This is a genomic window from Ruminiclostridium papyrosolvens DSM 2782, from assembly GCF_029318685.1.
In the GTDB taxonomy this organism is placed as follows: Bacteria; Bacillota; Clostridia; order Acetivibrionales; family DSM-1351; genus Ruminiclostridium; species Ruminiclostridium papyrosolvens.
In genome coordinates this window covers 4,361,136-4,377,920 of the sequence record NZ_CP119677.1, presented here as the reverse complement: position 1 = coordinate 4,377,920, position 16,785 = coordinate 4,361,136, and the positions used below count along the sequence as shown (strand labels likewise).

At 39.1% G+C, this 16,785-nt stretch carries 18 protein-coding genes; 17 read left to right on the top strand and 1 reads right to left on the bottom strand.

What is annotated here, in order from left to right:
- The first annotated feature begins 2 nt into the window (after positions 1-2).
- The 10 genes from P0092_RS19270 to P0092_RS19225 all read left to right on the top strand — a co-directional run bounded on the left by P0092_RS19270 (position 3) and on the right by P0092_RS19225 (position 10,148).
- A complete protein-coding gene (locus tag P0092_RS19270; protein WP_004622470.1) occupies positions 3-1,025 on the top strand; it encodes an amidoligase family protein in 1,023 nt (340 codons plus the stop codon).
- 37 nt (positions 1,026-1,062) lie between these two features.
- Complete coding sequence (locus tag P0092_RS19265) at positions 1,063-1,563, top strand: gamma-glutamylcyclotransferase family protein (protein ID WP_004622471.1); 501 nt, start codon at positions 1,063-1,065, stop codon at positions 1,561-1,563.
- Between the two features lie 4 nt (positions 1,564-1,567).
- Positions 1,568-2,680, top strand: coding sequence for a C40 family peptidase (locus P0092_RS19260; protein WP_004622472.1), 1,113 nt, complete (start codon positions 1,568-1,570; stop codon positions 2,678-2,680).
- A gap of 20 nt (positions 2,681-2,700) precedes the next feature.
- Entirely contained in the window at positions 2,701-3,063 is a 363-nt protein-coding gene (locus P0092_RS19255; protein ID WP_004622473.1) for a DUF6103 family protein, read from the top strand.
- A 58-nt stretch (positions 3,064-3,121) separates the two neighbouring features.
- Positions 3,122-3,367, top strand: coding sequence for a DUF6103 family protein (locus P0092_RS19250; protein WP_004622474.1), 246 nt, complete (start codon positions 3,122-3,124; stop codon positions 3,365-3,367).
- Between the two features lie 405 nt (positions 3,368-3,772).
- Complete coding sequence (locus P0092_RS19245; protein WP_004622475.1) at positions 3,773-4,186, top strand: hypothetical protein; 414 nt, start codon at positions 3,773-3,775, stop codon at positions 4,184-4,186.
- Positions 4,187-4,349: 163 nt separating this feature from the next.
- Entirely contained in the window at positions 4,350-5,378 is a 1,029-nt protein-coding gene (locus P0092_RS19240) for a DUF3800 domain-containing protein (RefSeq protein ID WP_004622476.1), read from the top strand.
- A gap of 88 nt (positions 5,379-5,466) precedes the next feature.
- Entirely contained in the window at positions 5,467-8,346 is a 2,880-nt protein-coding gene (mobP3, locus tag P0092_RS19235; protein WP_004622477.1) for a MobP3 family relaxase, read from the top strand.
- Positions 8,347-8,465: 119 nt separating this feature from the next.
- Positions 8,466-9,062, top strand: a complete 597-nt coding sequence (locus P0092_RS19230; protein WP_004622478.1) for a hypothetical protein — start codon at positions 8,466-8,468, stop codon at positions 9,060-9,062.
- A 153-nt stretch (positions 9,063-9,215) separates the two neighbouring features.
- A complete protein-coding gene (locus tag P0092_RS19225; protein WP_004622479.1) occupies positions 9,216-10,148 on the top strand; it encodes a DUF3991 and toprim domain-containing protein in 933 nt (310 codons plus the stop codon).
- Between the two features lie 37 nt (positions 10,149-10,185).
- Here the strand turns inward: P0092_RS19225 and P0092_RS19220 are convergent, their stop codons facing one another.
- Positions 10,186-10,353, bottom strand: coding sequence for a DUF3781 domain-containing protein (locus P0092_RS19220; RefSeq protein ID WP_422785459.1), 168 nt, complete (start codon positions 10,351-10,353; stop codon positions 10,186-10,188).
- Between the two features lie 209 nt (positions 10,354-10,562).
- Here P0092_RS19220 and P0092_RS19215 point away from each other — a divergent pair, with 209 nt between their 5' ends.
- The 7 genes from P0092_RS19215 to P0092_RS19185 all read left to right on the top strand — a co-directional run bounded on the left by P0092_RS19215 (position 10,563) and on the right by P0092_RS19185 (position 16,783).
- Positions 10,563-12,389, top strand: coding sequence for a VirD4-like conjugal transfer protein, CD1115 family (locus tag P0092_RS19215; RefSeq protein ID WP_004622480.1), 1,827 nt, complete (start codon positions 10,563-10,565; stop codon positions 12,387-12,389).
- Positions 12,390-12,399: 10 nt separating this feature from the next.
- Positions 12,400-12,660 (top strand): helix-turn-helix domain-containing protein, encoded by a 261-nt coding sequence (locus P0092_RS19210; RefSeq protein ID WP_004622481.1) that lies wholly within the window; start codon positions 12,400-12,402, stop codon positions 12,658-12,660.
- 973 nt (positions 12,661-13,633) lie between these two features.
- Entirely contained in the window at positions 13,634-14,050 is a 417-nt protein-coding gene (locus P0092_RS19205) for a hypothetical protein (protein WP_004622482.1), read from the top strand.
- A gap of 376 nt (positions 14,051-14,426) precedes the next feature.
- Positions 14,427-14,618 carry a hypothetical protein gene (locus tag P0092_RS19200; RefSeq protein WP_276187002.1) on the top strand — a complete coding sequence of 64 codons (192 nt, stop codon included), beginning with the start codon at positions 14,427-14,429 and terminating at the stop codon, positions 14,616-14,618.
- Positions 14,578-14,949, top strand: a complete 372-nt coding sequence (locus tag P0092_RS19195) for a recombinase family protein (RefSeq protein WP_004622483.1) — start codon at positions 14,578-14,580, stop codon at positions 14,947-14,949. The genes P0092_RS19200 and P0092_RS19195 overlap by 41 nt, the downstream gene beginning before the upstream one ends.
- A 13-nt stretch (positions 14,950-14,962) precedes the next feature.
- Positions 14,963-15,124 (top strand): SHOCT domain-containing protein, encoded by a 162-nt coding sequence (locus tag P0092_RS19190; RefSeq protein ID WP_004622484.1) that lies wholly within the window; start codon positions 14,963-14,965, stop codon positions 15,122-15,124.
- 81 nt (positions 15,125-15,205) lie between these two features.
- Positions 15,206-16,783, top strand: a complete 1,578-nt coding sequence (locus P0092_RS19185; protein ID WP_004622485.1) for a recombinase family protein — start codon at positions 15,206-15,208, stop codon at positions 16,781-16,783.
- The last annotated feature ends 2 nt before the right edge of the window (positions 16,784-16,785 follow it).

Below are 16,785 nucleotides of genomic sequence, written 5' to 3'. Positions count from 1 at the left end.
AATTGGATATGAAGGAACAGCGCTTCGGAATAGAAATTGAGCTGACAGGCCTGTCACGTAAGGAGGCTGGGAAGGTTCTGTCAGAATATTTTGGTACTCAACTCAAACATAACGACGATTACTATGACTCATATTCAGTACTGGACAGCCAGTGTCGGAAGTGGAAGATCATGAGTGATTCAAGTATCAAGGAGGAATGCAAGGTAGGAAGACCTGATGCCACATACCGGGTGGAGCTTGTCAGCCCCATATGCAAATATAGTGACATAGTAATCATACAGGAGCTTATCCGAAAGCTCCGTGGTGCAGGAGCCATTGCTAACTCTAGCTGTGGAATACATGTTCATGTGGATGCCTCCCCTCATAACGCTAATACCCTTCGAAATATTACAAATATAATGGCAAGCAAGGAGGATCTGATTTACAAAGCGCTGCAGGTGAGTGTGTCGAGAGAGAACAGATACTGCAAAAAGGCGGATGAGCATTTTCTTGAGGAAATGAATAGGAGGAAGCCTAAAACACTAGATGCAGTGAGTCGTATCTGGTACAACGGCGTGGATGGCAGGAACGAGCATTATCACGATAGCAGATATCACTGCCTTAACCTTCACAGCGTTTTTTCAAAGGGTACGATAGAATTTCGTCTGTTTAACAGCACAACCCACGCCGGAAAAATTAAGGCATATATACAGCTGTGCCTTGCTATCAGCCATCAAGCACTTACACAACGCTGTGCTAGCCGTGCAAAAACCCATAGTACAAATGAAAAATATACCTTCAGGACATGGATTCTACGGCTTGGACTGATAGGTGATGAATTCAAAACTGCACGGCTCCATCTGCTTGAAAATCTGGAGGGCTGTATTGCATGGAAGGACCCTGCACAGGCAGAGAAGCAAAAGGAACGGCTGCGGCAGAAAAAAGAAAAGGAGCAGGTAGCAAACACAATACAGACTCAAGAAAATGATGAGAGTATCGAACAGACCGGAGCCGAAGAAGGCACCGGTTTTTCTATGAGTATGTAATCCCCAATCTATTATTTATCAGAAAGGAATGACGCATATGAACAAAAAAACCTTGTACATTGCCTATGGCAGTAACCTAAATATCAGGCAGATGGCAATCCGATGTCCGACTGCAATGGTGACAGGAGTAAGTAAAATTAAAGGCTATGAGCTGTTGTTCAGGGGTGGATGCAGAGACTCAGTGGCAACAGTTGAGCCTTTAAAGGACAGCAATGTCCCTGTGCTTTTGTGGACACTAAGAGATAGAGATATAAAGACACTTGATCGTTACGAGGGATATCCGTATCTATACCGAAAGGAATTTATTGATGTAGAACTAAAGGGAAAAATCGTTTCTGCCATGATCTATCTGATGAATGAAGGTCACCCTTTTGGCTCACCTTCGGATAAATACCTTGATATTATTATGGAAGGATATAGAAGTGCGGGCTTTGATACAGAATTTTTGGAACAGGCAGTTGAAAAATCAATCAAGCTTGCAGCCCGAAAAAATGAGGAACAGGACCAAACCAGTATATTTGACCTGAAGCGGTGGTGACACTATGGCCGATCCCGCAACAATTGCTCTGGCAGTAAAGGTGGCAGCACAGGCAGCCACAGACAAACGCACATGGAAGGTCATAGGGGTTATTATAGCAGCACTCCTAACACCGGTAATACTGTTTATTTTGGTAGTACTGAACACACTTTCGGCTGGAGCTGATCATAACAATGCCGCTGTAAAGCTATGCTTTAATGGCGGAGCAATATCCGACACTGTTCCGGCTGAATATGCAAATTATATAAAGGATATGCGCCGCAGCTTTTTAGGGCTGGATAAGGAAATTTTACAAATATCTTCGCAAATAGAGGACGGCAGTCTTGACAGTACAAGAGTCAAGGCTGTTTTTTATTCTCTGTTTTTCGGCTTAGAAAATCCGAAGCTGAATAGCAGCCAATACAAAGCATATACAGATTGCTTTGTCAATTATGAAAAGCGTACACGCACTGTTGAAGATGGTAACGACAGTAAATCAAAGGAGGAATATACTGTAGCAGTTCCGTTAAAATCAATGCCTGAAATATATAAAAGGCTTCAAAAGGTTCTTGGAAGACAGATAACCAGCGAGGAACAGGCGAATGCCACGGAGATATATAGCCGTGTCTTATACGGAAAAGGTACTTTAAATGAGGGTGACAGCTTCGACTGGTGGGAGGACTGGTCACCAGGAAAGATGGAGGATACAAAGGACTTATTGTCGGAGGGTACGCTTGGAGCAGAAATCGTACAGCTTGCACTTACACGTCTTGGTGATCCTTATTCTCAAGAGTTGAGAGGCACAGGCAGATATACTGACTGCAGCTATCTGACAATTTGGTGCTATAAAAAAGTGGGCATAAATATTCCGGGGACTGCCGCTGAACAGGCAAAATTCTGTGCTGAAAAGGGACTGACTGTTTCAAAAAATGACTTGCAGCCGGGGGATTTGATATTCTGGAGCTATAGGCCTAACGGTAGATTTATGCATATAACCCATGTTGGTATATATGCAGGAAATGACAAGGTTGTAGATGCATCCTCTAAAAAGGGACAGGTGGTATACCGTGATTTGTATAATGCAGAAAAACAGGTTATGTACGGAAGACCCCATATATTGGGGCGAAAAAATAAATAGAAACAAGGAGGAAGTAAAGGATGAATGAAACAGAAATAAAGCTGATGTTTCCAGCGGAGAAGCTAGATGCACTCCGTTATTTTATAAGCAAGAAAGAGGTGACTATCGAAAATGAGATGAAGGATTATCTTGATAAAACCTATGAAAAAATTGTTCCAGCACATGTGAGAGAATATGTGGAAAGCAGGCTTGAGCAGAATACTGCTCAAGAGCAGGAAGCTTCACAATCACAGCAGCCGGAGCAACAGACAGAGCGACAGACAAGACAAACACGCCGACAACGTGGACAGATAGCAGAGGTAAGTACAAATACATTACAGTCACAGGGAGAAAACACATCGACCAATGAGGAAGAAACACAAGGTATAAACATGAGCATGTAGTGATGGCAGCACACTAAAAATATCATTGATTTAGAAAAAATTAAAAGGAGCTGTTTAAATGAAAAAATCAACTATTTCAATAGTCTTTGACGCTGAAAAGCTGGGAGCAATTAAGCAATACATGGGCAAGAAGGAGGCCGAGCTTGAAAAGGAGCTAGAGGACGCTGTACAGAAGCTCTATGAGAAGTTTGTACCTGTCGCGGTTCGCGAATACATAGAAGCAAGGGAAGCCAGCGAACAGGAGAAGCCAAAAGCATCAGCCAAAAAATTACACACGGATCAAGCAGGTATAAAAATTGATTAATTCGGGTACTAAGTATTAGTCAAATGGAGCAATCATAATGGGGATGTAAGGGGCTGTGCTGCCTTGTGTGCAATCATTCGCTACCAAATAGAATAGCTGCACCCTTTTATAGGGTTTTAGCTTGTTGGGGCAATTTTAAACGAAGTAACAAAAATGGACTTTTGTTTTTTCATGGGAATATATAGGGTCGAAAACGTTGCGGGTTAAAGGGTTTATGCTGCCTTGCAGCATAAACCCACTAAACACCGACCGGCAAAGCCGTTCGGGAGATATTGATGTGACATAACTATTAAGACAGTGACCAGAATTCTTATGCCAAATTCATATGAAGGTTAGGCATTTCAAGGCTTCTGGACAAAATATCTGTATAATTAAGGCTATTATTTTAAGAAGAAAGGAAGAAGTATGGCAAAAGAAACCGAAAAGGTACGAACAGGCTTTTATATTGATAAAGAAGTTTTGGAAAAATGTGATGAGCTGCTGTCTTTGGCGAATGTGAGATCAAGAAACGAGTTCGTTACGGAGGCACTGAATTTTTATTGTGGATACTTAAACTCACAAAAGGCTGAAAATTATCTACTGCATACATTATCCTCAGTACTGACCAGTATTGTTCGAGATACAGAAAACCGTATAGCAAGGATGGATTTCAAAGTTGCAGTGGAGCTTTCTAAGTTGGCTCACGTAATTGCATATTCACACGATATTGATAATGAGGCTCTGTACAAGTTGCATTTAAAATGTCTGGATGAGGTGAAACGAATCAATGGTACAGTAGATTTTGAAAGTGCTCATAAATATCAGAAGCGTGAAATGTAATAACTAGAATTACTTATGAAATATTTATAATGTTGAGATTAACGAAAACGATTCAAAACAGAAAAATATTAACTTCTATTTTTAAAGAAAACCACATAATTGAGTGATGGTTTGCCATGATATATAATTATTATAATTAATTTCCAGAGGTAGGTGATATAAAGTGTTTCTTATTTTAGATGAGAGCGGTAAAACTGGTACTCAAAAATATGATTTTAGTTGGAACTTTTCAAAGCAACCATATTTTTTATTATGTGGAATTTTAATTCCAGAAAAAAATGTAGAAGCGATTGAAAATAAAATAAACGAATTACATAAACGTTATAAAATACAGGGTGAGTTCAAATCGACAAAAGAAACTGTAAAAAAGAACATTAATGAATTAACAGAAGAATTTTGGAATATTATTTACCGAAATGAATGCAAAATACTAATTGAGGTTGTCAACAAAAAATTTTGTATTGCAATGCAAATTGTTAATTGCTGTATTTTTCCTTATTATGACTTTAATGAAGAACAGTATTATTCTTATGATTCAGGAGTAGTACGGAGAAGCTTTGCAAACTATATATATGATAAAATTAGCGATAATCTTTTTGGCGATTTTGTTGAAATGTTTGATAGTGATAAAAAAGATTTAGATAAACTTAAGAGTCTTTGCTGCAGGCTGATTGATGAAGCCGATAATACACATATTAAAGAGTATGTTGAAGAGACTCTTGACTCAATTAATAACTATAGTGAGAGGGGATTATTATTAAGACACCTTTTTCCTTTAGTAGACTATTACAAAAGTGGAAATTCTGCGGTTGCAGTATGTCCACATATTGATTCTTTTAATAACATATTATCTAAAACGGAGTCGATTAGTTTATCAAATGTAATTCACGACAAAATGAATGAATTAAGTGAAGCATTACAACAAGCAGCTATACAACAAAATAGAGAAATAGAATTTGGAGACTCAAAAAAGAATGCATTATTGCAGCTTGCTGATTTTTGGGCTGGAACCATACGGGAAGCTGTAGAAAAAGTATTGTTAAATGGTGAAACAGAAAATAAGATAATAAATGATATTATCCAGTATGATTTAAATTTCGTAAGTAGCTTTAGTGAACAGTTAAAATTATTTCCTAATAATTATGAGGTGTTAAATTGGAAAGAATGGTATGAAGATGCTTTTAAAAAATAAAAAAGAAGAGTATATTCAAATTCAGTATTGGAGGGCTAGTTGAAAAAAGACCCTCTTTTTTTATCTCTATTTCCAAAAAGGAGCCCCCATGCCAAAAATAATTTTACGCTGCAACTATCTTAGAGATGCTCCCCCTGAGCATCTAGCAAATTATGTGAAGTACATCGGCACCCGTGAGGGAGTCGAAAAGGTAGCTGATAGCAGAGCATTACTTCCTGCCACTGTGAAGCAGAAGCAGCTTATAAGTAAAATTCTCGGAGATATTGGAGATGCAAAGAATATGCACGAATATTCTGATTTTTTGATTAACCCCACTCGTGAAAATGCATCTGAGTTTATCACATTGGCTTTGGAAAATAATTTGGAGCTTATATGCAAAAGAAAAAACTATGTAGGGTACATTTCCAACCGTCCAAGAGTCGAGCGTGTGGGAGAACATGGTTTGTTTACTGATGCAGGAACACCTGTCATTTTGTCTCAGGTTGCAGAAGAGGTAGCTAATCACAAAGGGAACGTGTGGACACATGTAATTAGTCTTAGGAGAGAGGACGCACAGAGGCTAGGATATGACAGGGGGAAGCAATGGCAGGAGCTTATTCGCAGCAGTAAAGCTATGCTCTGCAAAAACATGAAGATACCCTCTGAAAATATCAGATGGTATTGTGCATTTCACAACGAGAGTCATCACCCGCATGTTCACCTTCTCGTTTATTCTAAAAATGAAATGGAAGGCTATCTTTCAAAGCAGGGAATTCAAGCAATGCGTTCTGAATTGGCTCACAGCATATTCCGACAGGATTTTATGAATATATATGACAGGCAGAATGAGAGTCGAAGCTTGCTTAAAGAAAATGCCGAAATTGTTATGAGAGAGCTGCTGACAAATATGCAATCAGGGACTTGTGAGAATAAGGCTATTGAAGAAAAAATACTACTGCTATCAGAACGACTAAAAAATACCTCAGGTAAAAAGCAATACGGTTACCTTAAAGCTGATGTAAAAAATATAATTGACTGTATAGTAGATGAGCTAGAGAAGGACAACAGAGTTGCAGAAGCATATAGGCTTTGGAATGAAGCTCAGAGGGATATTTTAAATATGTATGCAGGAAAGATTTCTGATATACAGCCTCTTTCAAAACAGAAGCAATTTAAGAGCATCAAAAACATGGTGATTGCAGAAGCACTGAATATAGTAAATCACCATTTTACATTTGAACAGGGCGAGGATGAAGTAATTGATAGCAATCTATCAGAGCAGGATAATATATTTACAGAAGAAGAGGAAACGCTTTCAATTGCAGGCGATTTGGATAACGAATTAAAGAAGGATTCCTCCCAGCATAGTACGTCTGATGCTGGGTATGACGATTTTCATTATTATGTAGAATGGAATGAAAGGTATAAGGAGGCACGTAAGCTTTTATATGGCAGTGATACTGCTGAACAGAGCTTTGACAAAGCCTACAGCTTATTTATGGAGGAGGCTGAAGCAGGAAATGCTCTTGCAATGTATGACATCGGGAGAATGCATATGGATGGTCTTGGAGCTGCTATGGACTCCGATGCTGCACAGGTATGGTATGAAAGGGCACTTATATCTTTTTCTGAGACGGAAGCTGAAAAATCAACGCCATATACGCAATACCGGATAGGCAAAATGTTTGCTGCAGGTCTTGGAACCTCCAAGGACTATAAAGAGGCAGCGGACTGGCTCAAAATGGCTTCCGGGAAGAATCATAAATATGCTCAATACAGTCTGGCAGGAATGTATTATCACGGGCATGGTGTGGATCAGAGTTACAGTATCGCATATGATTTATACCGTAAGTCTGCCATACAAAATAATCCTTATGCCTCATATGAGTTGGCTAAAATGTTAAGGGATGGTATCTGTACAGTAGTGGATAATATAAAAGCAGATGTACATTTTCAAAAAGCGTTCGATGGTTTTTCTGATTTGGAGGGCGAAAGCCATGATGATAAGCTTCAATACAGACTTGGATATATGCTATATACTGGAACAGGTACAGAGAAGAACATTTCAGCAGCAATCATATATTTTGAAAAATCGGCAAAGCTAGGTAATGTCCATGCACAATATATGCTTGGCAAGATATACATGGAAGATGGCAGTGAATATGAGGATATAGAAAAGGCTTTGAAATGGCTTGCAAAAGCTGCCGACAACGGTAATGACCTTGCACAGTATGCATTGGGAAAGCTCTATCATGACGGAAATCATTTGGATAAGAATGTACTAAGGGCAGCAGAGCTGTTTACGAAATCGGCGGAACAGGAGAATCAGTATGCAGCCTATGCCCTGGGAAGAATGTACCTTGCCAATGAGGATATTCCTGAGGATGTTCCCATGGCTATTAAATGGCTTACACTATCATCAGACCTCGGTAACCAGTTTGCACAGTATACACTAGCAAAGCTGTATCTTACAGGTGAAGCTATTCAAAAGGATATTCAGAAGGCAATGGACTTACTTACAAAATCCGCATTGCAAAACAATCAGCTTGCACAGTATAGCTTGGGTAGAATCTATCTATCGGGTGAAGAAGTTCCAAAGAATACTAGTGCAGCTGTCAGCTGGCTTACTAAAGCTGCCGAACAGGACAATCAATATGCACAGTATGCACTGGGCAAGCTGTACCTTATGGGTCATGACCTTCCACAGGACAGGGAGAAGTCCATTAAATGGCTGACTGCTTCAGCAGCACAGGGGAACATATATGCACAGTTTTTGATAGACCATATCGACTCATTACATGAACCTTCAGTACTGCTGGCAGCAACAAGACTGATGCATTGGCTCGGCAGTATATTCGATAATGAGCAAGCTAAATCAGCTAAGAATACATATATTAATATTGACCGAAAACAGTATAAAAGGCTCATGCAGAAAAAATCGGCACAGGGACATGCGTATAACGATCATACACCAGAACAAGGATATTGAAATAATTTTACTTTTATTGATTTTTATAGTATGTACCTATAGAATATAAGAGAAATCGAAATTGTAAAAATATAGAAATGAAACAAAAGTGTAATGGAAGTCCTTTGAGGAGGAATAAAATGAAACGAATGACATTTAAGCGGCCAACTACTCATTATGATGAAAGAATCAAACAAGTTGATGAGAAAATATGTGAGTTAATTAAACACCGTAAAGAAATTTCAACAAATAATCCGGGGTATCCGCCTTTTGAATATATCACTGATTGGGCAGTAAAAAATAATCTTTATGAGGACCTATTAAGATCGATATTCAGCTCATTGTGGAATGAAAAAGCATATAAGCCTTTAATTGAGCCAGATGACTTTCAAAGGAATTTACCGGTATTAAAGTATACCGAAGTGGATAATAGACTTTTTTCGGTGATTTCTATTCGACAATATTCTAACTCAAGTGTTGTGAATTTTAATGTTGATTGGGATACCAGAGAAATATCAGATAGCCAGTCACGGCATACTCATTTTGAATTGTTTATTGACGAGCGGTATGATTGCCGAATGGCAGATGGGACAGGTGGGAACGGGCATTTTCATTATAACTTCATTGTATCACCACCATTGCCCGATAATTTTTCTGATATTGATTTGATTTTTAAAGAATACGAAGTACCATTTAACGAAAATCAACTAGGTCAGGATATTGTAGTACGGTTGTAGTAAATAAATTAATTTGGTTAAATAGTTTTATTCAGTAATGTTACTTAGGTGCATTAAAAATCAACAGAACAATCAATACGTATATACGAAAAAGGATACTCAAAAAGGGTATCTTTTTTTATTTTGCCCTAAAAATCAAAAGGGGGAAGTCTTGTGACACGATACATTCATTTTACTGAAGAACAGAAGCAACGGGCAAATTCTGTAGAGCTTGAAGATTTTTTGGAAAGACGGGGAGAGCAGCTCATACGCTCAGGAAGAGAGAAGAGGCTTAAAAGCGACCACAGTATAACTGTAAGAGGTAACCGATGGTTTGACCACAGTACGGAGAAGGGTGGCCTTGCAATTGATTTTGTACAGAAATTCTATGGCTTGCCTTTTCAGGAGGCAGTGGTACTACTACTTGGCGGCGAAAAGGGTATAGAATTCAAACAAACTGGTAAAAGCGTAGATGAGCAGGAGAGAAATAGGTTTGTTCTCCCAGAAGCAAACAGTGACATGAGGCGTGTTTTTGCCTATTTAATAAAGCAAAGGTTTATTGACCGGAATGTGCTGGTATATTTCGCAAGAGAAAAGCTTTTGTTTGAGGATGCCAAATACCATAACGCTGTGTTTGTAGGGTTGGATGAAAATGGAGTTGCCCGTCATGCACATAAAAGAAGCACGGCGACCGGTAGTGGCTTTCGCATCAATGTGGAGGGAAGTAATCCGGGTTACAGTTTCCATTATATCTCTAAGAATCCTTATCCTCATACCCTGTTTGTATTTGAAGCACCCATTGATCTGCTGTCCTACATAAGCCTTCATCCACTGAATTGGGAAAATTCCAGCTATGTGGCGTTAAACGGTGTGTCAGGGCAGCCCATACTGAAGTTGCTGGAGCTGTATCCGCAGCTTCAGAGAGTTTCACTCTGTCTTGATAATGATGAAGCAGGACTTAAGGCTGCAAGTCGCATTCATAGAACTTTACAGCAGCAAGGGTTTGAAGATGTGGTGTATGATGTTTCGGTACAAAAGGACTGGAATGAGGATTTGATAGCATCGTACTCACAGGAGCAGGAGAAACCAGCTATGATGATGAGATAAAAAAGCATGACAGCCGTTTTATTGGCAGCCATGCTTTTTAAGTTCGCTTGTGTGCGGTAATGATGGTGTAGCTGTGAGCATTTATGGTAAATTCGCAGTTATCCAAGGTGATGTACCAGTTTTTGCCCTTTCGTGTGATGCTGGCGTTTGAGGTTTGGATTCTACCACGACACCACCCGACCACATCGGCTGTGCTTAAACGCAGGTTTTTCAGAATCCATTCAGCATCAAAATCTGTGGTATGCAGCGATCCAAATTTGAAAGCAGCAGTTCAATCATCAAGTGGGGTTTGCGGTTCTGTGGATGGGAGCGCCTCCGTGAATTCTTCTGTTGTGTAATTTTCCATAGCGTTTTATCTCAATTGGTTATCATAAATTTATTTTACAAAAAAACATAAATCTAAAGGAGTCCCATATGCCATCACAAGTTTATACCCTCATAGCAGTAACTGCCGTGGCGTTTTTCGTTATCGGTGGCTTATCTCTTTTGGCCCATTATTATACCTTAAACGGAATTAAATCAAAAACCGTAGGCGACGGACAGCACGGTACGGCACGGTTTGCCACCAGAAATGAAATAAAAAGGACTTATAGCCATATACCCTATGAGGTGGAAAAATGGCGAAGGAACGAAAATTTGCCCCAGGTGCAGGGGATTGTGGTTGGCTGTAAAACTAGCGGCAAGACTGTAACTGCCCTTGTGGATGAGGGAGATGTCCACTGTCTTATGATAGGGGCCGCAGGAGTTGGCAAAACAGCTAACTTTCTTTATCCAAACCTTGAATATGCATGTGCAAGCGGAATGTCGTTCCTGACAACAGATACTAAGGGAGATTTATTCAGAAATTACGGAAGTATTGCAAGAGACTACTATGGATACAAGGTATCAGTAATTGATCTGCGTAATCCTACACGAAGTGACGGCAATAATATGCTTCATCTGGTGAACAAATATATGGATGAATATCTTAAAGACCAGGATAATTTGTCCCTTAAGGCAAGAGCCGAAAGGTATGCAAAAATTACTGCGAAAACAATAGTTAACTCAGGAGGAATGGAGGCAGGGGCGTACGGGCAGAATGCTTTTTTCTATGAAGCAGCAGAGGGGCTTTTGACCTCTGTAATACTTCTTATTTCAGAATACTGCCCGCCGGAGAAACGACATATAATATCCGTATTCAAGCTGATACAAGATTTGTTGGCTCCATCAGGAGTAAAGGGGAGAAACCAGTTCCAGCTACTAATTGAAAAGCTGCCTGCTGAGCATAAGGCAAGATGGTTTGCGGGTGCAGCACTTAATACCGCAGAGCAAGCTATGCAATCGGTTCTGTCTACCGCACTATCAAGATTAAACGCATTTTTGGACTCGGAGCTTGAGCAAATATTGTGCTTTGATACAGCGGTAGATGCGGAAGAGTTCTGTAATAAAAAAACTGCTGTCTTTCTGGTCATGCCGGAAGAGGATTCCACTAAGTATTTTTTAATATCACTAATAGTTCAGCAGTTATACAGGAAGATACTTTCAGTAGCGGATGAAGCAGGCGGCAGACTTAAAAACAGGGTAATGTTTTTTCTTGATGAAATAGGTACAATACCTAAAATAGAATCCGCGGAAATGATGTTCTCCGCATCCCGTTCACGAAGGATGTCAATTGTGGCTATTATACAGTCCTTTGCACAACTTGAAAAAAACTACGGCAAGGAGGGTGCTGCCATCATAATTGACAACTGTCAGCTTGTGCTGTTCGGAGGCTTTGCTCCAAATAGTCATTCTGCAGAAATCCTGTCACAGGCTCTCGGTAATAAAACTGTTATGTCAGGCTCTATAAGCAGGGGAAGAAACGATCCTTCTCAAAGCCTTCAAATGATACAGAGACCATTAATGACACCAGACGAATTGAAGACCCTTCCCAAAGGAGATTTTATACTTGCCAAAACAGGCTGTTATCCAATGAAAACAATCCTTAAGCTGTTTATTAAATGGGGAATTGTATTTAACAAAGTCTTTGAAATCAGAGAAAAGTCTGCTCGCAAGGTGGCTTATGCCGACCGCATGGAGCTGGAACAAGAAATAATAAAAAGACATGCAGCCTGCAATTATATTGATGAGGATGAGCCAAAAGATACAGATACTGCCTTAGACGATTGGATTAGCTATGTAAATGAACAAGAGTATATTGAGTCTGAGCAGGCGGACACACAGCAGGAGCGAAAGAGTAAGCCGCCGCTCAGGACGGATTAGGAGGTGTTTATTGGGATATTTCACATCACTCTATGCTTCAGACCTTCCGCACCGCGCTGTTGCAGTATATATGTATCTACGTGACCGGGCGGATAAGAATGGAAAATGTTATCCTGCAATTGGTACAATTTCCAAAGAGCTAAAGCTGTCACGCAGCACAGTAAAGCGTGCTATTGCAGACCTAGAAAAAAGTGGACGTCTGAAAAAAGAAAAAAGGTGGCGTGAAAATGGGGGGAGAAGCAGCAATATGTATTACATACAGACGTTATAATAATGTTTAGTGATACTTTTGGATAGTACAAAAATAAATAAAGTTGCAAAACTAAAACAATAATTACTATCTTTCTGTCAAGGGCAAGTTCTGCCCTCGTGTGAACTAAGGGCTGGTTCATTATGAACTGCCAATGTGAAGTACCCACTCTAAGAATATATCTCATCATCAGAGAGAGACAAATAATGCGTAAAGTATCTTGCATAAGCTTAAAGATTAATATAAAGCATAGGAAATATATGGTGAGTTTTGCTATATATTATGTATACATAAAAGTATATAATTATACGTATACATTTAACTAAATTATTAGACTGCTAAGGAAGGTTACCAGCACTGCTTAAAATAGGCACCTACTTCCTGAAGTACTCTTCAAATGCCTGATTTTTTCTATGATGACCGCTCTGGTATCTTTCAATTACTTAAAGAAATAAAGATTAACGTAATGTAATTAGTCAAAGTAGTAGATGACAAAGTTTACAATCTGATAATGAAATTTGCCTCAAAACTTTTTATTCGGTTCTTACATCATTGATTATGTTTTAAAACAGAATATTGTATTTTTATTTCAGCAAAACATGTATTTTACTGACTTTTAGTCAGCTATTTAAAAGCAGGTAAAGGAATTTTCTCTGCTTTAATGTGCATACAAACTCCTGCTAATAAATATCAAAGGAATTTATGTAACCATATTTTTACAGGATACCAGCCAATAATCGGGCTACTTTTATATGCACATAAACTTTTTATGCTTAAAAATACAATTTCATTTATTCTTAATAAAACCCGCGATTTGTATAAGACAAATTGCGGGTTTTATTTTTGTGACAATAAAAGAGTGTTTTCGACTTTTTTCGCATAAGCACTATAACTCGAACCAACATTTGATACTAAGAAATAAATCAAGTCAAAGGTGTAGGTCACCGCCTGTGCTTCATTTTCGATTTCAAAAATCTTGAATGGAGGACAGGCTATGTCAATAAATCATAAGGAATACACACCGATTGTTAACCGAGAGCGTATCTTTGTAAGTAGAGAGGTATATCAAGAATATTACCGACAAAAGGAACACGAATCCTACCTGAACAAGCTATCTACTAAACACAATTTGTCATTTTCGGAATATGAAGAAAAGGGAGTTCAGATTGAGTACATATTGGCCAGTAGGATAGAGTCTCATGAAGATGCTGTAATTAGGAATGAGATGCTAAAGACTTTGAAATCAGCTTTGATGGTACTTTCAAAGGAGGAGCTGCTACTCATTAAGGCCATATATTTTGATGAGGTATCTGAAAGAGCCTTAGCACAGAAAAAGAATATTCCTCAAAAAACCTTGAACAACAGAAAGAAACGTATTCTAAAAAAACTTAAAAAACTTATTGAAAAGTAAAAAAATTTTGGCTCACACCCCTCATTTTTTCCTTAAAGAAGTGAGGGGATTTTTTATACCCTTATTGCTCTTTGAAAATGATATACAAATTAGCTTAAATACATAGCTGTTCAGCCGTGATGAACGGTAAGCGACGCTGGCTGACACGCCATAACCCGTCTGAGGATTGCAAATCCTTTAAAACGACTTTGTCAAAGGTGGCGAGCGGGAATGTCCGGCCATAAAACAGTCTGCGGCAGACTGTTTCGCCAGGATTTGAACAGTGGATAATGATACTCCTGCATAGTTGAGGTTAAGTCCCAAAGTGCAGCCCGCTTGTTAAGGGGGAGGTGGAATTCCTGTGATATCTGTTTGCCACAGATAGTTTAAGCTATATTTGCCTGAAGCAACTGTATCAGGTACATACGAAAATGGAGAAAAAGCGCGAAACCTTGATATTAGAAACTATGCTGCAGAGCCTCGTCTCTGCAGCATCCTTGTAATATCAAATAAAACTAAAAAGCTTTATGAACAGGAGGAAATAAACTATGGCACAGCAAAAAAGAGCATGGCTTTACTGCCGTATTGATGCACCAGAGGATAAGCACGGCAGTTTGAAGGGACAGGAAAAGGAGCTGATGGACTATGCAGAGCAAATGGGCTTTGAAGTAATCGGGGTTTCACGGGATATAGGGAGCGGCTTGAACTTTGAAAGAAATGGTATAGCAGAAATAAGTGCAGTGGCTACAATGGGCAGAATAGACTCATTGCTTGTTGTAAATATCTCACGCATTGGCAGAGATATTAACAAAACAACTAGATTTATCACTATACTTCAAAAGATGGGTATTAAGATATATTCTATGGCTGAGGGGGAAATAACCGCTGAACATAACCCGTTCAATGTAGTTCGGGGATAAGGAGGTAAAGTGCATGTCTCAAGAGCAAATGCTTAATGAAGTAAAGTATAAAACAGCTTTGCATGTTCTTAATACTATGCTTGAAGCAGGGATGCTTACTCTTTCTGAATACAGGAGAATAGACGAAATGAACCGTATTTCCTTTTCTCCTGATTTAGCAGAAGTATATGCGTAAAAACACTTGATACGACTGCATTTGTGTGGTATTGTGTGTAGCTAATGGAGAAGCAAATCACCATAAGGAAGGAGTGAGCATATGCCCAAGTTAACAGTAATTAATCCTATCCAAAATGCAGAGTTAAAGAATTATGAAAGGAAGTACCGGGTATGTGCCTACTGCCGTGTCAGCTCAGACAGTAAGGAGCAGCTGCAGTCACTTTCGGCACAGATAGAACACTATACGTCAATGGTACAGAAAAATCTCCAGTGGCAGTTCTGTGGCGTCTATGCTGACGAGGGTATCAGCGGTACATGCAGTAACAAACGTGAAGAGTTCCAAAGGTTGATTAAAGACTGCGAAGCAGGAAAAATAGATATGGTTATTACGAAGTCTATATCCAGATGGGCAAGGAATACTGCGGATAGTATTGAAGTAATACGGAAGCTCAAATTACTGGGGATAGGTATATACTTCGAAAAGGAGAATGTAAATACTCTTTCTGCTGAAAGCGAGCTTATACTAACAATACTAAGCTCAATAGCACAGGAGGAGTCAATCTCCATATCCAGAAATAATAGATGGAGCTGCCAGAAGCGTTTCCAAAATGGAGAGTGGGTTCCCTCATATCTTCCTTATGGCTATACGCTGGAAGACCAAAGCATTGTTATAGAAAAAACAGAGGCAGAGGTTGTGCAAAGAATATTTAATGACTATTTAAACGGTAAGGGAGCATACACAATAGCAAAAGAGCTGACTAAGGACGGGATACCGACAAAGCGGGGAAACAGCTGGTGGTCTGAGGGTACAGTAAGAGACATTTTGCAGAACGAAAAGTATGCAGGGGATCTGTTGCTGCAAAAGACATTTACAACTGATACTATTCCATTCCTGCGAAAAAGAAACAAGGGTCATAAGCAAAAGTATCTCATAGAGGACAATCATGAACCTGTAATTTCAAGAGAGCAGGATGAGAAGGTCAATGAAATTATACAGTATCGGAAAGCACAGCAAAAAAACTCTGAAACCGCAAAATACAATAATAGATACCTGTTCAGCAGTAAGATAATATGCGGAGAATGCGGAGGCGTATTTATAAGAAGGATGATATTTAAAAACAAGCCTTACCAGTACATACAGTGGAGCTGCGGAAGACATATAAGGGATATTAAACAATGCAGCATGAAGGCTGTAAGGGAGGAAGAAGTAAAACGGGCATATATAAAGCTGTTCAATAAGTTAAAATGTAACAGTAGTAAAATCCTTGCTCCACTGCTGGAGGGACTGAAAAAAATATCAAAAGATGATAATGAAAGAGGAGAAACAGCACAATACAATAACAGAATAAGTGAATTAAAAGAGCAGAGTCAGGTGTTAAACAGACTAAGGTCTAAGGGATACATCGACTCTGCTCTTTTTATACAGAAAAGCAACAACATAGAAACAGAGCTTGAGGAACTGAGAAGCAAACGGAATAAAGTCCTTGACAATACAAATGTAAGCCTTGAAATGGAACAGACAAAACAGCTTATAAGCATCATCAAAGCACATGAAGGGCTTATGGAAGAGTTTGATGAGAACATGTTCGAAGAAACCGTAAAAGAGATAACCATCAAATCTCAAACACAGCTTGCATTTACACTTAAAAGCGGACTGGAGCTTACAGAATACCTATGATT